The 21,424-nt window shown below is 65.9% G+C and carries 22 protein-coding genes; 11 read left to right on the plus strand and 11 right to left on the minus strand.

What is annotated here, in order from left to right:
• Nucleotides 1–48: 48 nt before the first annotated feature.
• Both PSEST_RS16825 and PSEST_RS16830 read right to left on the minus strand, forming a co-directional pair.
• Nucleotides 49–1,326, minus strand: coding sequence for a sensor histidine kinase (locus PSEST_RS16825; protein ID WP_015278175.1), 1,278 nt, complete (start codon nt 1,324–1,326; stop codon nt 49–51).
• Nucleotides 1,316–1,999 carry a response regulator transcription factor gene (locus PSEST_RS16830; RefSeq protein ID WP_015278176.1) on the minus strand — a complete coding sequence of 228 codons (684 nt, stop codon included), beginning with the start codon at nt 1,997–1,999 and terminating at the stop codon, nt 1,316–1,318. Before PSEST_RS16830 ends, PSEST_RS16825 begins: the two co-directional genes overlap by 11 nt.
• A 108-nt stretch (nt 2,000–2,107) precedes the next feature.
• Between PSEST_RS16830 and PSEST_RS16835 the strand changes: the two genes are divergently transcribed.
• A complete protein-coding gene (locus PSEST_RS16835; RefSeq protein WP_015278177.1) occupies nt 2,108–4,066 on the plus strand; it encodes an LTA synthase family protein in 1,959 nt (652 codons plus the stop codon).
• A 41-nt stretch (nt 4,067–4,107) separates the two neighbouring features.
• On the plus strand, nt 4,108–4,845 hold the full coding sequence (locus PSEST_RS16840; protein WP_015278178.1) for a phosphatase PAP2 family protein: 738 nt from the start codon (nt 4,108–4,110) through the stop codon (nt 4,843–4,845).
• A 55-nt stretch (nt 4,846–4,900) separates the two neighbouring features.
• On the opposite strand, the gene PSEST_RS16845 is transcribed toward PSEST_RS16840, so the two are convergent.
• Entirely contained in the window at nt 4,901–5,320 is a 420-nt protein-coding gene (locus PSEST_RS16845) for a hypothetical protein (RefSeq protein WP_232422559.1), read from the minus strand.
• Between the two features lie 137 nt (nt 5,321–5,457).
• Entirely contained in the window at nt 5,458–6,411 is a 954-nt protein-coding gene (locus PSEST_RS16850) for an SdiA-regulated domain-containing protein (protein WP_015278180.1), read from the minus strand.
• Nucleotides 6,412–6,466: 55 nt separating this feature from the next.
• Here PSEST_RS16850 and PSEST_RS16855 point away from each other — a divergent pair, with 55 nt between their 5' ends.
• The 9 genes from PSEST_RS16855 to PSEST_RS16895 all read left to right on the plus strand — a co-directional run bounded on the left by PSEST_RS16855 (nt 6,467) and on the right by PSEST_RS16895 (nt 14,068).
• Nucleotides 6,467–6,862, plus strand: a complete 396-nt coding sequence (locus tag PSEST_RS16855) for a YkvA family protein (protein ID WP_015278181.1) — start codon at nt 6,467–6,469, stop codon at nt 6,860–6,862.
• A gap of 150 nt (nt 6,863–7,012) precedes the next feature.
• Entirely contained in the window at nt 7,013–7,702 is a 690-nt protein-coding gene (locus tag PSEST_RS16860) for a thermostable hemolysin (RefSeq protein ID WP_015278182.1), read from the plus strand.
• Nucleotides 7,686–9,131 (plus strand): AMP-binding protein, encoded by a 1,446-nt coding sequence (locus PSEST_RS16865; RefSeq protein ID WP_015278183.1) that lies wholly within the window; start codon nt 7,686–7,688, stop codon nt 9,129–9,131. The genes PSEST_RS16860 and PSEST_RS16865 overlap by 17 nt, the downstream gene beginning before the upstream one ends.
• 15 nt (nt 9,132–9,146) lie before the next feature.
• Nucleotides 9,147–9,818, plus strand: a complete 672-nt coding sequence (locus PSEST_RS16870; protein WP_015278184.1) for a TenA family transcriptional regulator — start codon at nt 9,147–9,149, stop codon at nt 9,816–9,818.
• Nucleotides 9,805–10,638, plus strand: coding sequence for an SDR family oxidoreductase (locus PSEST_RS16875; protein WP_015278185.1), 834 nt, complete (start codon nt 9,805–9,807; stop codon nt 10,636–10,638). The genes PSEST_RS16870 and PSEST_RS16875 overlap by 14 nt, the downstream gene beginning before the upstream one ends.
• Entirely contained in the window at nt 10,635–11,285 is a 651-nt protein-coding gene (locus PSEST_RS16880; RefSeq protein WP_015278186.1) for a tetratricopeptide repeat protein, read from the plus strand. Before PSEST_RS16875 ends, PSEST_RS16880 begins: the two co-directional genes overlap by 4 nt.
• Before the next feature lie 50 nt (nt 11,286–11,335).
• The gene (locus tag PSEST_RS16885; protein WP_015278187.1) at nt 11,336–11,995 is read left to right on the plus strand and encodes a response regulator transcription factor; all 660 of its coding nucleotides are present in this window, start codon (nt 11,336–11,338) and stop codon (nt 11,993–11,995) included.
• Nucleotides 11,989–13,428 (plus strand): ATP-binding protein, encoded by a 1,440-nt coding sequence (locus tag PSEST_RS16890; RefSeq protein WP_015278188.1) that lies wholly within the window; start codon nt 11,989–11,991, stop codon nt 13,426–13,428. Before PSEST_RS16885 ends, PSEST_RS16890 begins: the two co-directional genes overlap by 7 nt.
• An 88-nt stretch (nt 13,429–13,516) precedes the next feature.
• Complete coding sequence (locus PSEST_RS16895; protein ID WP_015278189.1) at nt 13,517–14,068, plus strand: cytochrome b; 552 nt, start codon at nt 13,517–13,519, stop codon at nt 14,066–14,068.
• A 55-nt stretch (nt 14,069–14,123) separates the two neighbouring features.
• Here the strand turns inward: PSEST_RS16895 and glp are convergent, their stop codons facing one another.
• The 7 genes from glp to narH all read right to left on the minus strand — a co-directional run bounded on the left by glp (nt 14,124) and on the right by narH (nt 21,422).
• On the minus strand, nt 14,124–15,356 hold the full coding sequence (gene glp, locus PSEST_RS16900; RefSeq protein ID WP_015278190.1) for a gephyrin-like molybdotransferase Glp: 1,233 nt from the start codon (nt 15,354–15,356) through the stop codon (nt 14,124–14,126).
• Nucleotides 15,353–15,898, minus strand: coding sequence for a molybdenum cofactor biosynthesis protein B (gene moaB, locus PSEST_RS16905; RefSeq protein ID WP_014821507.1), 546 nt, complete (start codon nt 15,896–15,898; stop codon nt 15,353–15,355). Before moaB ends, glp begins: the two co-directional genes overlap by 4 nt.
• A gap of 243 nt (nt 15,899–16,141) precedes the next feature.
• The gene (gene moaA, locus PSEST_RS16910; RefSeq protein WP_015278191.1) at nt 16,142–17,131 is read right to left on the minus strand and encodes a GTP 3',8-cyclase MoaA; all 990 of its coding nucleotides are present in this window, start codon (nt 17,129–17,131) and stop codon (nt 16,142–16,144) included.
• Nucleotides 17,132–17,299: 168 nt separating this feature from the next.
• Complete coding sequence (locus PSEST_RS16915; protein WP_015278192.1) at nt 17,300–18,259, minus strand: peptidylprolyl isomerase; 960 nt, start codon at nt 18,257–18,259, stop codon at nt 17,300–17,302.
• An 81-nt stretch (nt 18,260–18,340) separates the two neighbouring features.
• Nucleotides 18,341–19,132 (minus strand): respiratory nitrate reductase subunit gamma, encoded by a 792-nt coding sequence (gene narI, locus PSEST_RS16920; protein ID WP_015278193.1) that lies wholly within the window; start codon nt 19,130–19,132, stop codon nt 18,341–18,343.
• Complete coding sequence (narJ, locus tag PSEST_RS16925) at nt 19,125–19,880, minus strand: nitrate reductase molybdenum cofactor assembly chaperone (RefSeq protein WP_015278194.1); 756 nt, start codon at nt 19,878–19,880, stop codon at nt 19,125–19,127. Before narJ ends, narI begins: the two co-directional genes overlap by 8 nt.
• Nucleotides 19,881–19,883: 3 nt before the next feature.
• Nucleotides 19,884–21,422 (minus strand): nitrate reductase subunit beta, encoded by a 1,539-nt coding sequence (gene narH, locus PSEST_RS16930; protein ID WP_015278195.1) that lies wholly within the window; start codon nt 21,420–21,422, stop codon nt 19,884–19,886.
• Between the last annotated feature and the right edge of the window lie 2 nt (nt 21,423–21,424).

Below are 21,424 nucleotides of genomic sequence, written 5' to 3' on the forward strand. Positions count from 1 at the left end.
CTAACCAGACAGACATCAAGAGCCCGTCAACGGGATGTGAAAAAAACGTCAAACCACGCCGTCATCAAAGCGCACCTGGAAGCAGCTGCCCTGCGGTTGCCGCGGCACCACCCCCACCTGCCAGCTCTGATGCGCGCAGATACGTTTGACCAGCGACAGTCCCAATCCCAGCCCTTCGCCGCGCCCCTCAGCGCCGCGCACGAATGGCTGGAACATGCGTTCCTGCTCCGCCAGGGGAATGCCCACGCCGCTGTCCTCGACGCGAAAGCCACCCTCGCTCAGGACCAGACGCACCGTGCCGCGGTCGGTGTAGTGCAGCGCGTTGCGCAGGAGATTGGACATCACCGTGGCAAGCAAGGTGTGGTTATAGACGCCCTTGTCCTCACCCTCCTCCCGCAGCTCGAAGGCCAGGCCTTTTTCTGCCAGCAACGGTGCCCAACGTTCGCTCTGTTCAGTCGCTACGCTCCGCAAGCTGGTGTCACCCGCCAAGGACGTCTGTTGCGGACGCGCCCGCGCCAGCATCAGGAAGGTTTCCACCAGCTCGTGCATTTCCTGCGCGGCGCGCTGGATGCGCGCCAGCGGTCGCTGCGCAGCTGGCGGCAGCTCGGCCTGCTGTTCAAGCAGCTCGCAGGCACCGAGCACCACCATCAGCGGCGTGCGCAGTTCGTGGCTGACATCGGCGGTGAACAGCCGCTCGCGCTCCAGAGTCTGGCGCAGCTGGCCGAGGGTGCTGTCGAAGGCAGCCGCCACATGGCCGACTTCATCATCCGGATATTGCAACGCCAGTGGCGGCGCCATCGGGTGCAGCTGATCACGATGACGTACCTGTTGTGCCAGGCGTGACAGCGGCGCCATGACTTTCCTGGCCATCAACCAGCCAAGCCCCCAGGCACCGACGATGCTCAGCAGGAATCCGGCCAGCACCACCATGAACAATGCATTCTCGCGCGCCTCGAACTCATGCTGCTCCTCGACCAGCAGATACTTGGCGCCGTCGATTTCGCGTTGATAGACGTAGTAGGCATCGTCGTTGCGGACCAGCTCGGTGAACCCATCGCCGAGCCCCCGAAAGGCTTCGGGAATGGCATAGCCGGGCAGGTTCGAGGCGAAGAATCGGGTGGCGGCGTCGAGCCGTGGTGCATCCCCGTGCACCATCACGTCATTGAGCACGCTATCCAGCTCGCGCCCCAGCTCCTGGGTCACCAGGTGCTCCTCGATGAAATGCACGACCGCGACGATGCCGAGCGAAAACGTGCCGCTGACCACCAGCGTCATCAGGGTGAAGGCAATGACGATGCGTCGGGCGAACGGTTGCTTAGCCAGCATGCTCGCTCTCCGCGAGGCGAAACCCGACGCCGTGCACGGTGTGCAGCAGCGGTGTCGCGAACGGTTTGTCGAGCACCTGACGCAGCTGGTGGATATGGCTGCGCAGGCTGTCGCTGTCAGGCACATCGTTGCCCCACAGCGCCTCCTCCAGCTGCTCGCGGCGCACCACCGCCGGGCTCTTCTGCATCAGGATCGCCAGCAGCTTGTGGCCAATCGGGTTCAACCGCAGCGGCTGCCCGGCACGGGTTGCCTGCAGGGTGTCGAGGTCATACTGCAGGTCACCGACCTGCAGCTTGTTCTTGCGCGAACCCTGGCTACGACGTAGCACGGCCTCGATACGGGCGACCAGCTCGGACAGCGCGAACGGCTTGACCAGATAATCGTCGGCACCAGCGCCCAGCCCTTGCAGTCGGTCGGCCAGCGCGTCGCGGGCGGTGAGCATGATGATCGGAGTGTCGCGCCCGGCGTCCTCGCGCAGCCGCTTGCACACCTGCAGCCCGTCGATGCCGGGCAGCATGATGTCCAGCACGATCAGGTCGTAGTGCTCGGTCGCGGCCAGGTGCAGGCCGCTGAGGCCGTCCTGGGCGCAATCCACCACGTAGCCCTTGAGTTCGAGGTAATCCAGCACGTTCGCCAGGATGTCGCGGTTGTCTTCGATGACCAGGATGCGCATATCGTTTCGCTAGCAGGCAAATGACGGAATTTTCACGCCTTCTTTACGAAGGCCTCACAAGCGGGTGCGCAGACTTCGGCGCGTTCAAACTCACCCGCGGATCATACGATGACACTCCTGCGCCATGCTCAACTTCGTTATCTGTCGCTGCTTGCCGGCCTCTGGTTCGGCGTTTTTCTGATCACCCGCGGCACCTTGCTGTTTGCCCACGGGCAGGATGCAGCTGCCGGCCCGGGCGAACTGTTGCGCGTCTTTGCGCTGGGTACGATCTATGACCTGGCGTTCCTGACCTTTGCCACATTGCCCCTGGGCTGCTACCTCATGCTGTGTCCGCAGCGGCTCTGGGCGAATCGCTGGCACCAGCGCGGGCTCACCCTGCTGCTGGCCCTGAGTCTCTACGCCATGCTGTTCACCGGGCTCGCCGAATGGCTGTTCTGGGACGAGTTCGGCGTGCGCTTCAATTTCATCGCGGTCGACTACCTGGTCTATTCCGACGAGGTGCTGCGCAACATCCTCGAGTCGTACCCGGTCTTTGCGCTGTTGGCCCTGCTGGCACTGATCACGTTACTTGCCACCGCGGTGCTGCAAGCGCCGCTCAAACGAGCTCTGGGCGCACCAAGCCTGCCCTGGCGGGGCCGCGCAACGGTACTCGCCAGCCTGTTGGGCGCTGCGACTGCCAGTGGACTGATCGTCGGCCAGGACTTCCCGCGTGGCAATGGCGGCAACGCCTATCAACGGGAGCTGGCGAGCAATGGCCCGTTCCAGTTCTTTGCCGCCTTTCGCAACAACGAGCTGGACTATGAACAGTTCTACGCCACGCAGCCCGAACGCCGCGTTGCCGAAGGTCTGCGCGCGGAAGTCGCAGAACCCAACGTTCGCTTCATCGGCCAGGACCCGCTGGACATCCGCCGGGTAATCGACAACCCCGGCCAGGCGCGCAAGCTCAACGTCGTGCTGATCACTGTGGAAAGCCTCAGCGCGAAGTACCTCGGCAGCTTCGGCGACAGCCGCGGCCTGACGCCCAACCTTGATCAGCTGCGCCCGCAGAGCCTGTTCTTCAACAACTTCTACGCCACCGGCACTCGTACCGACCGGGGCCTGGAAGCCATCACCCTGTCCGTACCGCCAACGCCCGGTCGCTCGATCGTCAAGCGCGTTGGCCGCGAGAGCGGCTTCGCCAGCCTGGGCCAGCAGCTCCAGGCGCAGGGCTACGACAGCGTGTTCCTCTACGGCGGGCGCGGCTATTTCGACAACATGAGCGCCTTCTTCAGTGGCAACGGCTACCGGGTGGTCGACCAGAGCAGCGTCGACGAGGCGGACATGCATTTCAAGAACGCCTGGGGCATGGCCGATGAGGACCTCTATCGTCTGGCGATCCGCGAGGCAGACGCGGACTATGCCGTGGGCAAGCCGTTCCTCCTGCAACTGATGACCACGTCCAATCATCGTCCCTATACCTACCCGGACGGGCGCATCGACATTCCGTCCGGTGAAGGTCGCGAGGGCGCGGTGAAATACACCGACGCCACCATCGGCGAGTTCCTGCATAACGCGCGGAGCAAGCCGTGGTTCGCCAATACGCTGTTCGTCATCGTCGCCGACCACACCGCCGGCAGCGCCGGCTCGCAGGACCTGCCGGTGGCCAGCTATCACATCCCGCTGTTCATCTACGCCCCGAACCTGATCGAGCCGCGCGAGATGAACCTGGTGGCCAGCCAGATCGACATCGCGCCGACCCTGCTTGGCCTGCTCAACCTGGACTACGTCTCGACCTTCTTTGGCCGCAACCTGCTGCGCGACGACGTCCAGCCCGGGCGCGCACTGATCGGCAACTACCAGCACCTCGGCCTGTTCGACGGCAAGGACCTGGCGATTCTCAGCCCCCGTCGCGGCATCCGCCGGCACGATGACGCGCTGCAGGCCAGCCGCGAAGCCAGCGCTGGCATCGATGATCCGCTGGTAATGCGCGACATCGCCTATTACCAGGGCGCCAGCTACGACTACGGCCATGCGCTGCTGAGCTGGAAACGTCCGTCCTCAAGCGCCACCCAACTCAGCCAGCGCTGAACCTGCCGGCGCCGCTCGCGGCGCCTCTGGAGCATGCGACGATGAACCCGCCGAATCAGATTCCCCACAGCCGGCCGTTCAACTTCACCCTTGGTTTCGGTCTGCCCGCCCTGCTGATGGCAGCGCTACTGTTTGGCGACCCGAGCAACCTCGACTTCGCGCTGTCGCGGCAGTTCTACGAGCCGGGAATCGGCTTTGTCGGCCGCCACAGCTGGCTACTCGAAGACTTCCTGCATGATCGGGTCAAGCAGCTGGTGATCGTCATCGGCGTGCTCGCCATTGCCGGTTTCCTGCTCAGCCTGCTGCCGACCCGGCTTGCGCCCTGGCGCCGCTCGCTGGGCTATCTGGTGCTTGCGCTGGGCCTGTCGACCAGCATCGTCACGCCGCTGAAGACGCTCACCGGCGTTCACTGCCCGTGGAGCCTCGCGGAATTCGGCGGTGCTGAAACCTTCACGCCGCTGCTCAGCGAGCGCGCACCGGCCCTCAAGCCGGGGCGCTGCTGGCCGGGCGGGCATGCATCGGCAGGTTTCTCCCTGCTGGCGTTGTTCTTCGTGCTGCGCGATCGCAGGCCACGTACCGCACGGATTGCCCTGGCGGTGGCGCTTGGATTGGGGACTGTGCTGTCGGTCGGGCGGGTGATGCAGGGGGCGCACTTCTTCTCGCACAACCTATGGACCCTGCTGTTCGACTGGACGATCTGCCTGGCCTGTTACCGGCTGGTGCTGTACCGAGCCGTTCCCGCAATGCCGCCGCTACTTGCCGAGCAACCCGCACGCTAGTCACGCCGGTTGCTTTCAAGGCGCACCGGACCTGATCCCGTGCGCCTTTTTGCGCTCAGCGGTGAAAGGCTTGCGCCTTGGCCTGATCGACGTGGCGGCGCCAGTCGCGGTCGCGATCACGCTCGAGTGCGTTGCTGCGCCAGGCGGTCAGCCCTCCGGTCTCCATCTGCATCGCCTGGCATTGCCGGTAACCATCATTCCAGCCCTCCGCATACAACGGCTGGCTCATATAACGCGGCACGTTTTTGCGAAACTGGCCAAGCGCCCCGGCAGCCTGCCGGCCACTGCCACAACCCGCGCGGAAGCCTTCGGCATATTCAGGTGGATATTCGTCGCCGGCCAGCAGCTCCGGTGCGCTCTGGCAGCCGCTCAGTGAAAGGCCGGCGAGCATCAGGGCAAGTAGCGCCCGACGATGACGTGAAGTGGAGCCACGCCGTTTGCTGGCGCGATGTGGATGCGGAAGGCGAGGAGACATGAGATCACCCGAGCAGAAGGGAACGAAGCCCGCGGCGCGCCACCCGGGCTGCCACGGTACGCTTCGAAGTCTGCTCGGGTTGCTGTCGGGGTTTCGTCAAGCGGGTGTGAACGAAGCGTGAGTACGCTGAGCGGGCATCAACCCTCCGCACGGCGGAAGCTATAGAACAGATTCGGCTCGCTGACGACGAACAGGGTGCCGTCATTGTCGATGGTGACGCCCTCGGGGTGCGGCGCGGATCGTTGCAGGCCACCGAACCAGCGATTGAGGCTGCGATAGCTGAGCATGCGCCCGCTGTCGCTGAGCTCCATGAGCAGGCGCGACTCGTCACTGAGCAGAATCAGGTGCCCGGTGGCGGCGTCGAAGTGGATATCCGACAGATCGGTGGCGAACACCTGATCCGCGATCCAGTCACTGCGATCGCGAATGGTCAGTTGCAGCGGCCCCTCAAGGCTGGCAGCGACGCCACCGACCTCGTAGAGCTGGCGCGGGTCGCGCTCCTTGACGATGAACAGCCGGTCGCCCGCCGCATCGTACGTCAGCCCTTCGAAGCCCTTGTTGCCGTTGAGGTTGATCCCGAGGGAAAAGAACTGCGCCTCGGACGCTTCGATCGGCCGCGGCTGCGCCGGCAAGCGGAAGATGCTGATCTGCTGCGCTCGCTCATCGGAAACGGCCACGCGCCCGTGCCCCATGTAGGTCACGCCTTCGATGTCACCGAAACCCTGCAGCGGATAACGCTCGAGCAACTCACCGGTCTTGCTCAATGCCACCAGCTCGGTCGGACCGCCGTTCACGACCGCGAGCAGGCGATCCAGATCCGCGTCATAGCTGACCGCCGAAAGGTTCTGGCTTATCCCCCTCACCGGCTTGCCATCGATGACCACTGCGTAGCCAGGCAGCCAACGGTTCGTCACGTCCTGCCCGGTCACGTTGATCAGCTGGGTAAGGTTGAAGTACAGCCGCTCGTTCCAGTGCAGCGCCACTGCCGTCACCACGCAGGCGGACAGCAATACGAGCAGGCCGAGCAGCCCGTAGCGACGACGGAGCAATGCGCCCAGACGGTGGCTGCTGTAAAAGCTGGTTTGCATCATCGCGGTTTCCCTCTTCGCTGGCGCTGCCAGCCTGTTCTGCTCCAGGAGCAATTCGATGTTCAGCCTGTCTCGCTTCACGTCGTGCCTGCGGGGCTGGGCACGCCAGCTCAAACGTGACGTCATGACGCTCTGGTGCTGTGCCCGTCACCCGGCTACACCCTGGTGGCTGCGCACGTTTCTGTTTTGTGTGGTCGCCTACGCACTGAGCCCGATCGACCTGATTCCGGACTTCATTCCAGTGCTTGGCTACCTTGACGACCTGCTGCTGTTGCCTCTTGGTATCTGGCTGGCCATACGCCTGATGCCGCCGGCCATCCTCAGCGAGTGCCGCGCTCAGGCGCTTGCCTGGGAGAACACGCCTCGCCCGATCAGCCGGGCGGGCGCTGCCGCAGTCGTACTCATCTGGGTGCTAGCCGCCAGCTCCCTGGCCTACTGGTTGAGCAGGCGCTGATCGACGCGCGACCGAGCATAACCAGGCATATGTGAAAAAATCGTCGCGAGCGCAGATCGTTTCGCCAGCCGACAGACCCGGGACCGGACTTAAGACTGCCTTAAGTTTGCCGTCCAACAATCGCCCCAGGCTTCTAACCGAGGTTCCCCGATGGAACTGCCCTGGGTTGATCAAACTGACGTACTGGCACGTATCGGCCGTGAGCCGGCGCTGACCCTGCAACTGGCGCAGGCCGATGCAGGCGAGCGGCGCGCAGCGCTGGAAGGCTTCATCCGTCAACGCTTCGCCGAGCACTATCAGGCCCGGGTGCGGCACTTCATGCCCTGCTTGCTGGGCCTGCACGACCAGAACGGCGAGGTGCAGGGCGCGGTCGGGCTGCGCAGCGCCCAGCGCCGGCCGCTGTTTCTCGAGCGTTATCTGGATGAGCCGATCGAGCGGGCTGTCAGCCAGCGCTGCGGCCTGGAGGTGGCGCGCGCAGAGATCGTCGAAGTCGGCAATCTGGCCGCTTTCGGCAATGCCTCGGCACGGCTGCTGATCGTCGCGCTGACCGACCTCCTGGTCGCTCAGGGCTTTCGCTGGGTGGTGTTCACCGGCACGTCGGCGCTGCTCAACAGCTTCCAGCGCCTGGCACTCGATCCGCTGCCGCTGGGCCTCGCCGACCCGACACGGATGGGCGATGAGCTGGCCGACTGGGGCAGCTACTACGCCAGCCGTCCGCAGCTGATGGCCGGCGAGATCCTGCCCGGCCACCAGCGCCTGCTACAGCTCGGCCTCTATGCGCGGCTCGGCTATCAGCCGCTGTTCGACACCACGGAGGCGCCCCATGCAGCCTGCAGCTGAACGCTTCTGGACGACGCTCGACCAGCACGCCGGCATCGCGCTGAGCGAAGGGCCGCGCCAGCTGAGCTATGCCGAACTGCGCCATGAGGTCGCGACCCGCGCCTGCCAGCTGGAACAGCTAGGCGTGCAGCGCGTCGCTCTGGCGCTGGACAACGGCCTGGAATGGGCGCTTTGGGATCTGGCCCTGCTGCGCGCCAAGCTGGTCTGCGTGCCGCTGCCGGCATTCTTTTCCGCGGCGCAGCAGGAGCACGTGCTGCAGCACGCCGGTATCGACTGCCTGATCGGCGGGCCGAGCGCGCTCAGCGAGCGTTGCGGCTTCCAGCCAGGCGAAGCCGGCCTGCTGTTGCGCCAGCTGGAGACCGTCACCCCGGTGCCGCCCGGCACGCTGAAGATCACCTATACCTCCGGCACCACCGGCCAGCCCAAGGGCGTCTGCCTGGATGCCGAAGCGCAGCTGGCGGTGGCCGAGAGCCTGCGGCAGGCCAGCCTGGCCTGCGATGTGCAGCAGCACCTGTGCGTGCTGCCGCTGGCCACCCTACTGGAGAACATCGCCGGGCTCTACGCGCCGCTGCTGGCGGGGGCACGGATCGATTTGCGTCCGCTGGCGGAGATCGGTTTCAGCGGCGCCGCAGGTTTCGAGCTGCCGTGCTTTGTCACGACGCTGAACGAAAACCGGCCGCACAGCCTGATCCTGCTGCCGCAGCTGCTGCTGGCGCTGGTCAGCGCCGCCGAACAGGGCGTACCGCTGCCGACTTCGCTGCGCTTCATCGCCGTCGGTGGCGGCCGGGTCGCGCCGCAGCTGCTGGAACGCGCCGAGCGCCTCGGGTTGCCGGTGTTCGAGGGCTACGGGTTGTCCGAATGCGCCTCGGTGGTCTGTCTGAACACGCCTGAGGCGCGATGCATCGGCACGGTCGGCCGGCCGCTGGCGCACGTCGGGCTGCGCCTGGCCGATGATGGCGAGGTGCTGGTCAAAGGCCCGCGCATGCTTGGCTACCTCGGCGAACCGCCGCAGGCTGGCGAGTGGCTTGCCACCGGCGACCTCGGCCATTTCGAGGACGGCTTCCTGATCCTGCACGGGCGCAAGAAGCACCAGTTCGTCACCGCCTACGGGCGCAACGTCAACCCCGAGTGGGTGGAGGCCGAGCTGGTCCAGCAGGCGCCGATCGCCCAGGCCTGGCTGCATGGCGAAGCCCTGCCACAGAACGTCGCGGTGCTGGTGCCGCGGCATCCCGAACTCAGCGATGCGGATCTGCAGGCGGCAATCGACCGGGTCAACGCCGGCCTGCCGGACTACGCCCGCGTGCACCACTGGTTGCGTGCCGACGCGCCTTTCACTGCCGGCAACGGCCTGGCAACCGCCAACGGCCGTCTGCGCCGCAACGCCCTCATCAACCGTTACCAATCGGCGATCGAGACCCCTCAGTCCTGAATTTCGAGGTTCACCATGGATTTCTTTGACCAGTTGCAACACCAGACCAATACCGAACGCGAATACCTGTTGGCCGCACCGATCATTCATGCGGCGCTCGCCGGCACCGCTACCCGCGTGCAGTACATCGCCTTCCTCACCCAGGCCTACCACCACGTCAAGCACACCGTGCCGCTGCTGATGGCCTGCGGCGCGCGCCTGCCGGAACGGCTGGAATGGCTGCGCGAGGCGATCGCCGAATACATCGAGGAAGAGATCGGCCACCAGGAATGGATCCTCAACGATATCCGCGCCTGTGGCGGTGACGCCGATGCGGTGCGCCACGGCCAGCCGGCGCTGCCCACCGAACTGATGGTCGCCTACGTCTACGACCGCATCGCCCGGCACAACCCGGCGAGCTTCTTCGGCATGGTCAACGTGCTCGAAGGCACCAGCATCGCCCTGGCCACCCAGGCCGCCGGCGTGCTGCAGGACAAGCTGCAGCTGCCGGCCAAGGCATTCAGCTACCTCACCTCCCACGGCAGCCTGGACCTGGAACACATCGAGTTCTTCAAGCGCCTGATGAACCGCCTCGATAACGAGGACGACAAGGCCGCCGTGGTGCACACCGCACGGGTGGTCTACCGCCTCTACGGCGACATCTTTCGCGGCCTGACCGCGGCGGAGCACGACCATGCAGCTGCGTGACGCGCGCATCCTGCTCACCGGCGCCAACGGCGGGATCGGCCGAGTGCTGGTCGAGCGACTCTGCGCCGGCGAAGCCCGACTGCTGCTGGTCGGGCGCGACAGTCTCGCCCTCGAGGCGCTCGCCCGACGCTTTCCCGGTCAGGTCAGCCTGGTGTGCGCCGACCTCAGCCAGCGCAGCGGGCGGCAAACGGTGCTCGCCGCCGCACGCCGCTTCGGCGCGCTCAACTGCGTGATCAACGCCGCCGGGGTCAATCAGTTCAGCCTGCTGGAGGAACAGGACGAGGACGCCATCGCCCGGCTGATCGGCGTCAACGTCACCGCCACACTGCAGCTGACTCACCTGCTGCTGCCGCTGCTGCGCCAGCAACCGCGGGCGCTGCTGGTCAATCTCGGTTCAACCTTCGGCTCGATCGGCTACCCCGGCTTCACCGCCTACTGCGCGAGCAAGTTCGCCCTGCGTGGCTTCTCCGAAGCGCTGCGGCGCGAACTGGCCGACAGCCACATCAAGGTGCTCTACGTCGCGCCCCGCGCCACCCGTACGGCAATGAACAGCGCCGATGTGGTGGCGATGAACAACGAGCTGAAGGTGGAGATGGATGATCCGCAAGAAGTCGCGCGGCAGATCGTCCACGCCATCACTGCCGAGCGAGAGGAGCTCTACCTCGGCTGGCCGGAAAAACTCTTCGTACGCCTCAACGGCCTCTTGCCGCGCCTGGTCGACCAGGCCCTGCGCAAACAGCTGCCGGTGATCAAGCGCTTCGCCCGTGCTGAACAACCGCTGCCGCCCTCCCAAACCACTTCGACCGGAGATCACCCATGAAGCATCTGCTCGGCCTGTGCACCCTTGTGCTGGCGCTGGCCTGCCAGCCTTCCTTCGCCCTCAGTCCGGCCGGCGAGTCGTCACTGCGCCAGATCCAGACTCGCTGGGCAGAGATCAACTACCAGCTGCCAGCGACACAGCGCGAGGCAGCGTTCGCCAGGCTCGCCTCGGAGGCGGAAAGCGCGGTGGTCGGCGAACCGCAGGCGGCCGAACTGCATATCTGGCACGGCATCGTGCTCAGCACCTGGGCCGGCGCCAAGGGCGGGCTCGGTGCGCTGGGCCTGGTCAAGCAGGCCAAGGCCGAACTGGAAAAAGCCATCGAACTCGACCCGCAGGCACTCGACGGCTCGGCCTATACCAGCCTGGCCAGCCTTTACTATCAGGTGCCCGGCTGGCCGATCGGCTTTGGTGACGAGGACAAGGCCGCGGCGCTGTTCAAGCAGGCGCTGACGCTGAACCCGGACGGCATCGATCCCAACTATTTCCACGGTGACTTCCTGCTGCGCCAGAAGCGCTATGGCGAAGCACGCGCCGCGTTGGAAAAAGCGCTGGCCGCGCCCGACCGCCCTGGTCGTGAAGTCGCCGATGCCGGTCGCCGCGACGAAGCTCGCGCGCTGCTCGGCAAGGTCAAGGAAAAACTGGAATAACCGCGCTCGGCGGCGTTGAATGCAGAGCAACCCAGGACGACAGGAACGACATGCGCATTCTGCTGGTGGAAGACGATCGTGCCCTCGGTGAGGGCATCCGCACCGCACTCAAGCCCGAGGGCTACACGGTCGACTGGCTGCAGGACGGCGCCAGCGCGTTGCACGCGCTCAGCCACGAGAGCTTCGAGCTGGCGATTCTCGACCTTGGCTTGCCGCGATTGGATGGGCTGGAAGTGCTCAAGCGCCTGCGCGCTGCCGCCAACCCAGTGCCGGTGCTGGTGCTCACCGCACGCGATGCCACCGGCGACCGCATTGCCGGCCTGGATGCCGGTGCCGACGATTATCTGGTCAAGCCGTTCGACGTGGCCGAGCTCAAGGCGCGTCTGCGCGCCCTGCTCCGGCGCAGCTTCAACCGCCCGGAGCCGAGCCTGGAATACCGCGGCATCCTGCTCGATCCGGTCAACCAGCAGGTCAGTTACCAGGGCACGCCGATCAATCTGCCGCGCAAGGAGTTCGTCCTGCTCCACGAACTGCTCGCCCAGCCCGGCCGCGTGCTGACCCGCGACCGCCTGCAACAGGTGCTCTACGGCTGGGACGAGGAAGTCGAGAGCAATGCGCTGGAGGTGCACATCCACCACCTGCGCAAAAAATTCTTTCCCGAGCTGATTCGCACCGTGCGCGGTGTCGGCTATCTGGTGGACAAATGCTGAGGCGTTCGATTCGCCAGCGCACCCTGGCGCTGCTGCTCTGCACCCTGCTGGTAGCGCTGAGCCTGATCTCCTGGCGCAGCTATCGCGACGCCAGTCATGAGATCGAGGAATTGTTCGATGCCCAGCTGGCGCAGAGTGCGCGACTGGTGCAGGGGCTGGTCGGCCACGAGATGGACCCGCAGGCACACCGCGCATTGCAGGCGGCGCTGGACGCGGCGGTGAACGCCCGCCGCGACCAGGGCGTGCCGGGCCATGACTACGAGACCAAGCTGGGGTTTCAGGTGTATGCCGCCGATGGCAGTACCCTGCTGCAATCGGCCGGCGCGCCCAACGGCGCGCTTCAGCAACTGCAGGCCGGTCTCGGCGCGCCGGCGACGCCTCTTGCGCGCCTGTCCGCCGGCTACCACGACGTGATGCTCGACGGGCACGCCTGGCGCCTGTTCCTGTTGCAGGACCGCGAAGACGACCTGTGGATTCTGCTCAGCGAGCGTGGCGACGTGCGCGGCGAGCTGGTCGGCAAGATCGCCCGACGCAGCCTGCTGCCGGACCTGATCGGCCTGCCGCTGCTGGCACTGCTGATCTGGTTCGCGGTCGGCTGGGGCCTGCGGCCGCTGGCACGCATGGCTCAGTTGCTCAAGAGCCGCGATCCAGACAACCTCGCGCCGCTGTTGCTGGCACCACTGCCACAGGAACTGGAACCGGTGGCGGCCTCGCTCAATCGCCTGCTGCAACAGGTCAACCAACTGATCGAACGCGAGAAGCGCTTCATCGCCGACGCCGCCCATGAATTGCGCACCCCGCTGGCGGTGCTGCGCATCCACGCGCAGAACGCGCAGCAGGCACAGGACGAACAGGAGCGTGCGCAAGCACTCGAGCAGCTGGTGGTCGGCGTGGACCGCACCACCCGCGTGGTCACGCAGCTGCTCACCCTGGCACGCCTTGAACCCAGTGCCCAGCAATTGCGTCTGGCGCCCCTGGATCTGCGCGCCCTGGCGCGCGCGACACTGGCCGAGCTCACCCCGCTGGCCATCGCCCAGGACCAGACGCTGACCCTGGAGGTGGACGAACAGGCCGATTGCAGCCTCACCGGCGATGCCGCGAGCCTGACCACCTTGTTGCAGAACCTGGTGAGCAATGCGCTGGAATACACACCCCATGGAGGGCAGATCGAGGTGCAGCTGCACGGCGATGCCGAACAGCTGATCCTCGCGGTGGATGACAGCGGCCCGGGCATCAGCGCCGAACTGCGTCCCCAGCTGTTCGAGCGCTTCTTCCGCCTCGGCGGCGGCCAGGGTGCCGGCCTCGGTTTGTCGATTGTCGCGCGAATCGCCGAGCTGCACGGTGCCAGCGTCGAGCTGCTGGACTCGCCACTGGGCGGCCTGCGGGTCCTCGTGCAGCTGCCGCGGGTTCTCGCGGTGCCTGCTTCCTTCTAGCTGCGGCAAACGGTCCCGCCCGCCGCTAAGCTTTGCTTAAGTTTCGCCACCTAGAATCGCCACGTTACCCACACGCGGAGTAGGTGAAATGAACATCAAGGCAGAAACGGCGAGATACGGGCGGCTTTCCATCGGACTGCACTGGCTGATGCTGCTGTTGATCGCGGCGGTTTACGCGACCATCGAACTGAAGGGCAATTTCCCCAAGGGCAGCGAGCCACGGGAGCTGCTCAAGCACTGGCATTTCATGCTCGGGCTGACGGTGTTCGGGCTGGTCTGGCTGCGTCTGATTGCGCGCTGGCTGCATCCCGCACCAAAGGCGGTGGTCGGGGCCGGTTGGGAACGGGCGCTGGCCAAGCTCATGCACCTGGCGCTGTACGCGCTGATGATCGGCCTGCCGCTGCTCGGCTGGCTGACCCTGAGCGCGGCGGGCAAGCCGATTCCGTTCTTCGGCCTTGAGCTGCCGGCGCTGCTCGGTGCCAACCAGGATCTGGCCGGCGAGTTCAAGGAACTGCATGAAACGCTGGCAGTAGCCGGCTACTGGCTGATCGGCCTGCATGCGGCGGCGGCGCTGTTCCACCAGTACGTGCGCCGCGACGGCACCCTGCAACGCATGCTGCCGCGCCATCGCCAGGCCTGACGCGCAGACACGAAAACGCCCGGTCGATTGATCATCGACCGGGCGTTTTCATGGTTCAGCCGAGCAGTTCGCTGAACGGCAGGTACTGCACCAGCTCGCCTTCGGCCAGGGTACGCCCGCATTCGACGATGGCCAGGCCGTCGGCCCAGGTCGCCGAGGTCAGCATGGCCGAACCCTGGCGTGGGAACAGTCGGACCTCGAGACGGCCATCGACCGCTTCGAGCCGGGCGCGCAGGAACTGCTGGCGCACGTTGGCCTTGCGCCAGGCGAAATCGGCCGGCAGGCGCAGCGGTGTGACCTGCACCTGCGTGCAGCCCTGCGCACGCAACAGGAACGGCCGCGCCACCACCAGCGAGGTGACCAGCGCCGCCGCCGGGTTGCCGGGCAGACCGATCCAGGGCGTACCGTTGACCTCGCCGAAAGCCAACGGCTTGCCTGGCTGGATCGCCAGGCGCCACAGGTGCAGCTCGCCGAGTTCGCGGATCGCCTGCTTGAGGTGATCCTCCTCGCCCACCGAAACACCGCCCGAGGTGATGATCAGGTCGAAGCGGCTCGCCGCATCGGCCAGCGCGTCGCGGCTGGCGCCCAGATCGTCGATCAGGATCGGGTAGTCGTGCACCTCGCAGCCGAGGCTCTGCAACACGCCGAGCAGGCTGTAGCGGTTGGAGTTGTAGATCTGCCCGGCGTCCAGCGGCTCGCCCGGCTCGCGCAGCTCGTTGCCGCTGGACAGCAGCGCCACGCGCAGACGCCGATAGACCTTCACCCGCGCCACGCCAAAGGTCGCCAGCAGGCCGAGCTCCTGCGGGCGCAGGCGCTTGCCGGCATCGATCAATCGCTCGCCGGCGGCGGTTTCCTCGCCCAGGCAGCGCACGTTGTCACCTGCCTTCACCGCCGGCAGCCAGATACGATCGCCTTCAACGCGGCAGTTTTCCTGGGCGACCACGGTATCGGCGCCCGGCGGCAATGGCGCGCCGGTGAAGATGCGCACCGCATGTCCGGCCGGCAGCTGCTGGCTGGCGGTGTCACCGGCGGCGATGCGTCCGGCCAGCGGCAGCGCACCGCCCTCGGCCGGCAGATCGGCGGCGCGCAGGGCGTAGCCGTCCATTGCGCTGTTGTCCCAGGGCGGCACCGGAAAGCTGGCGTCCAGCGGCTCGGCGAGCACGCGACCGAGGGCATCGCGCAGCGCGACCTCTTCCACCGAGGGCGGCGCCGGCACCCGTGCCAGCAGCTCGGCGATGGCCTCGTCGACCGGCTTCAGCCCGCCGGTATCGCAGCCACAGGCGCTCATGAGCGTGGCCCGCAGTATTCGACGGCGGAGGCCTTGAGGTGCGGGACGAAGTTGCAGGGCTTGGTGCGGCTATCCAGCTGCTCGACGAGGATCTTGTTCCAGGCGGTGCGGCAGGCGTTGGTCGAACCGGGCAGGCAGCAGACCAGCGTGCCGTTGCTCATGCCGGCCAGCGCGCGGGACTGCACGGTGGAGGTGCCGATCTCGCCCAGCGAAACGTAGCGGAACAGCTCGCCGAAGCCGTCGACGTCTTTGTCCAGCAGCGGCTGTACCGCCTGTGGAGTGTTGTCGCGGGCGGTGAAACCGGTGCCGCCGGTGATCAGCACCACCTGCACGTTCTCGCTGGCAATCCAGCTGCAGACGCGGGCGCGGATCTGCCAGATATCGTCCTTGACGATGGCCCGCTCGGCCAGGGTGTGGCCGGCGCTCTGCAGGCCGTCGATCAGCGCCTGGCCGGATGTATCGGAATCGATGTTGCGGGTGTCGCTCACCGTGAGCACCGCAATGCTCAGGGGCTGGAATTCGGTGTTGGACAGGTGAGCCATGGCTCGAAACTCCCTTGAAGATGTGTGCGCAGGCTGCACCGGCGCCGTATGCGAACCCATTCCCCATTGGAGGTATGTCCGCGCGGCACGGGTGCCATGAGTCTGACAACGCTGCAGGCGATTGTGCGACCTGGCTCTGCGACAAGGCCCGGCTGCGGCAGCTGGGCACGTGGGTCAAACCGGGGATGCCGGTCGATGGTAGCGAATTAGACGGTTGACTCGTAGCCCATGCTGGCGCCCGCCTCAACCACCACTGGCATTCATGAAGCGCAGCACCTGAACCTCGCCGCTGCTGGAGAATTCATGGCGCAGCGGTTTGCGTTGCAGCGCGGCGTGGATGGCGTCGATCACCGGCTGGTCGCTGGTCGGATGGCGGCGCAGCAGTGCGCGCAGATCGATGGAATTCTCGTGGCCCAGGCACAGCAGCAGGCGCCCCTCTACCGTCAGCCGCACACGGTTGCAGGTGGCGCAGAAGTTGTGCGAATGCGGCGAGATAAAGCCGATGCGCGTCTGCGGATGGTCCGCCAGGCGCACGTAGCGCGCCGGGCCGCCGCTCTGCTCGGCCGAATCGATCAGCGCATGACGCTCGGCGATCAGCGCACGTACTTCGTCGCTGGAGCAGAAGCTCTCGCCGCGCGAACGACCGACGTCGCCCAGCGGCATTTCCTCGATGAAGCTCAGATCGAGCCCACCGGCGATGGCGAAGTCCACCAGGTCGGCGACCTCCTCGGCGTTGCGGCCCTTCATCACCACGGCATTGAGCTTGATCCGCTCGAAGCCGGCGTCCCGTGCCGCGTCGATGCCATCGAGCACCTGCTGCAGCTGACCGGTGCGGGTGATGGCGTGGAATTTCTCGGCGTCCAGGCTATCCAGGCTGATGTTCAGCCGCTTGACCCCGGCCCGCGCCAGCGGTGCGGCAAGCTTGACCAGCTGCGAGCCGTTGGTGGTCATCACCAGTTCGCGCAGGCCCGGCAATGCGGCAATGCGCTCGCAGAGGCCGACGATGCCCTGGCGTACCAGCGGCTCGCCGCCGGTGAGGCGAATCTTCTTCACCCCCAGGCCGACGAAAATGCGCGCGATGCGCTCCAACTCCTCCAGACCGAGCACCTGCTGGCGCGGCAGGAAGGTCATGTCCTCGGCCATGCAGTAGACGCAGCGGAAGTCGCAGCGGTCGGTCACCGACATGCGCAGGTAGTCGATCTGGCGGTTGTGGGCATCGCGTAATTGAGTCATCGCCAAGCTCTCTTTACTTCGTGGGGCGGATGACACTCTGCTCATCCGCCAGGGCCCTCGCAGGCTCGCTCATTTACCGCCAGCTGGATGGATGAGGCGCCATCCAACATTGGCCCTGCTCGGTGGGATGGCTGAAGCGTCATCCAGCCGCCCAGGGCCAAGCCGCCGTTATTGCATCAGTGGCGTTTCCGCGCCCTGCATGAGGATGCCTTCGATGTTCGCCGCACCCACCAGGTTCTGCAGGTACTGGCTGACACCGATCTGCCAGACACGCTGATTGAGTTCGGCGCGAATCGAACCGGCGACTACCTCGTAGGGCAGCTGCTCGCCTTCGATGCGCTGATCGACGAACACCAGGTGATAGCCGTAGCGGCTTTCCAGCGGCTGCGTGCACAGGCCGACCGGCAGACGGAACAGCTGGCGCTCGAACTCCGGCACCGTCTGGCCCTTGCTGATTTGCCCCAGCGCGCCGCCCTGCGCCTTCGACGGGCAGGCCGATTGCTGCAGCGCCAGCTCGGCGAAGCGTTGCGGCGCGGCCTGCAGTTCGGCGATCAGACCCTGCGCCTGTTCGCGAGCCAGGCTGCGCGCCTCGGCGTCATCCGCCGGACAGGCCAGCAAGATGTGCCGCGCGGCCAACAACGGTGCGCTGAAGAAGCGCTGCTGATTGCCGCTGTAGTACTGCCGGCAGGCCGCCTCGTCCGCCAGCGGCAGCGGCACTTCCTGCTCGATCAGCGTGCGGGTGGCCGCCTCCTCCTCGCTCTCGCCGGCTGTCGCCTGCACCACCAGGCCCAGCTCGCCGATGCGCTGCTGCAGTAACTCGCGCAGCACCAGCGCCTGGGTCGCCAGGTAGACGGCCTCTTCGCGGCTTTCGGCCGGGTGGTACTGCAGCTCCTGGGCGATGGCCTGGGAGGCGATCGCCACCCCATTGACCCGCACCCGTGGCCATTCCTGTTCGCTGCTGGCGATCAGCAGCGGCTCACCGGACGCCTGCTCGGCAGCCGGCTCGTTGTCTTCCTCGTGCGGCAGCTCCTCGAAAAGAGGGGCATCTGCCGGCACTTCGATTTCCGGACGCGCGCCGCCACCGCAGCCGCCGCCTCCACCTGTGCTACCACCGCATCCACAACCCATGATGATTACCTCGATAAGACGCTTGAACCTTCGATCCGATCGGCCAGGCTGGCTGACGCGCCAGGCGTCAGCCAGCGAGGGTCATACCGGAGTCTTGCTCTTTGCCGTGGCAGGCACAGCGGTCGGCACTGCAGTTTCGCGGGCCGGGGCTTCGTAGGTGCGCGGACGCTGCGGGCGCGGCACGCTTGGCTTGACGCCCTTCTGGCGGACGATCTGGTAGCGCCGGCCCAGGTACCACACCGGCGCACTGACGATGTGCACCAGGCGGGTGAAGGGGAACAGCACGAACAGGGTCATACCGAGGAACACGTGCAGCTTGTAGATCACGCTGACCGACTCGATGGCGCCTGCGGCCTTGACCGGCTGCAGGGTGACCAGGCTCTGCGCCCAGGTGCCCAGCAGGACCATCACCGAACCGTCCAGATGGCCGGTAGAGGCGACGATGGTCAGCAGACCCAGCACCAGCTGCGCGAGCAGCACGAAGAGGATCATGATGTCGCTGGTGTTGGAGGTGGCACGCACACGGACATCGGTCAGACGGCGATGAATCAGCATCACCAGGCCGATCAGGCAGAGGATGCCGAAGAAGCCACCGGACACCATCGCCACGATCTGCTTCTGGCCGCTGGTGATGAACGAGTGGTACAGCGCCTCGGGCATCAGCAGACCGACGAAGTGACCGGCCAGGATGAAGATGATGCCGACGTGGAACAGGTTGCTCGCCAGGCGCATGCGATTGTTCGACAGCATCTGGCTCGAGCCGGCCTTCCAGCTGTACTGCGAAAGGTCGAAACGCGCCCAGCTGCCGATCAGGCAGATGGCCAGGGCGATGTAGGGGTAGACCCCGAACAGCAGGAAATTGAAGTTAGACATTGCGCACCTCCTGGGCGAGCGCGGCGGCCTGCCCGTCATGCTTGAAATCGGTCCAGTGCAGCGGCACCGGGCTTTCCTCGCGAGCCTTGCCAGGCCCGCTCGGCATGGATGGGCAGCGATCCTGCTGCTCAGCCTGGAGGAAGTTGACCTGCTCCTCCTCCCAGATCTTGTCCAGCGCTTCCAGCGAGTCGTCGCGTTCCTCGGCGGCAACCTGCTCCTGCAGGCTGGCCAGGGTTTCCTGCACCGGCTCGCCGGCGATCTGCAGCAGCGCACGGAAGCACGCGGCATGCGGGCTCTCGCGTTCCTGCAGACGCGCTGCCAGCAGAGCCAGCAGGTGCGACACGTCGGCCAGACCCTCGCGGGCCTCGAGGTCATCGCGGGTGGCGAGATACTCGAGGTACAGCGGGATGTAGTCCGGCAGCTCGCGTACGCCGATGTCGAAACCGGCCTCGGTGTACTGCGCCATCAGGTCGACCATCGCCTGGCCGCGGTCGCGGGACTCGCCATGCACGTGTTCGAACAGCAGCAGCGAGAGTGAACGGCCACGGTCGAACAGGTCGGTATAGCGCTCCTGCACGTCCATCAGGTCGTCTTCGGTCAGCTCGTCGAGCAGGCGGCGCAGCGCGATGCGCTGCTCCGGGCTGATCTCGCGGGCCGAGCCGATGGCCTGGGCCAGTTCGGCATGGCCGTCGCGCAAGTGCTGGTCGGGATAGTCCAGCAGCAGGGAAATCACTTTAAGGATGCGCATGGCTCAGTCCTCCCACAGCTGGACGGTCTTGATGATGTCGCGGCGGTTGGCCTTCTTGGCACCGAACATGTTGGTGTCCGAGGCGCCCGAGCAGCCGCTGCCGAAACTGAAGCCGCAACCGGAGCGCTCGGCGAAGGCGTCGCTCATGGCCTCTTCGCGGTGCGCGGTCGGGATCACGTAGCGGTCTTCGTAGTTGGCGATGGCCAGGTAGCGGTACATGTCCTCCACCTGGGCCACCGACAGACCGACACTCTCCAGCACCTTGAGGTCCTGCACGCCATCGACCTGCTCGGCGCGCTTGTAGGCACGCATGGCGAGCATGCGCTTGAGCGCCAGCTTGACCGGCTCCTCGTCACCTGCGGTGAGCAGGTTGGCCAGGTAACGCAGCGGGATGCGCAGGCTGTCGACGTCCGGCAGCACGCCGTCCATGCTGACGTGACCGGCGCTGGCAGCGTTCTGGATCGGCGACAGCGGCGGCACGTACCACACCATCGGCAGCGTGCGGTATTCCGGGTGCAGCGGCAGCGCCAGCTTCCAGTCGACCGCCATCTTGTAGACCGGCGACTTCTGCGCGGCTTCGATCACCGACATCGGTACGCCGTCGTTGAGTGCCTGCTCGATGACCTTCGGATCGAACGGATCGAGGAAGATCTCCAGTTGCTTGGCGTACAGGTCCTGCTCGTTGACGGTGCTGGCCACTTCATGGATGCGGTCGGCGTCGTACAGCAGCACGCCGAGGTAGCGGATGCGGCCTACGCAGGTCTCGGCACAGACGGTCGGCATGCCGGCCTCGATGCGCGGGAAGCAGAAGATGCACTTCTCGGATTTGCCGCTCTTCCAGTTGAAGTAGATCTTCTTGTACGGGCAGCCGCTGATGCACATGCGCCAGCCGCGGCACTTCTCCTGGTCGATGAGGACGATGCCGTCCTCCTCGCGCTTGTAGATCGCACCGCTCGGGCAGGACGCCGCGCAGGTCGGGTTCAGGCAGTGCTCGCACAGGCGCGGCAGGTACATCATGAAGGTGTTTTCGTACTGCCCGTAGATGTCCGCCTGGATCTTGTCGAAGTTCTTGTCCTTGCGACGCTTGGCGAACTCGGTACCGAGAATTTCTTCCCAGTTCGGGCCCCACTCGATCTTCTCCATGCGCTGACCGGAGATCAGCGAGCGCGGACGTGCAACCGGCTGGTGATCGGAGATCGGCGCGGTGTGCAGGTTCTGGTAGTCGAAGTCGAACGGCTCGTAGTAGTCATCGATGGTCGGCAGGTCCGGGTTGGCGAAGATATTCGCCAGCACGCGGAACTTGCCACCGATGCGCGGGTTGATGGTGCCGTCGCCATTGCGCACCCAGCCGCCCTTCCACTTGTCCTGGTTCTCCCACTCTTTCGGGTAGCCGATGCCAGGCTTGGTTTCGACGTTGTTGAACCAGGCGTATTCCATGCCTTCGCGGCTGGTCCAGACGTTCTTGCAGGTGATCGAGCAGGTGTGGCAGCCGATGCACTTGTCCAGGTTCAGGACCATGCCAACTTGTGAACGAATCTTCATGG

Source organism: Stutzerimonas stutzeri RCH2, from assembly GCF_000327065.1.
Lineage (GTDB): Bacteria > Pseudomonadota > Gammaproteobacteria > Pseudomonadales > Pseudomonadaceae > Stutzerimonas > Stutzerimonas stutzeri_AE.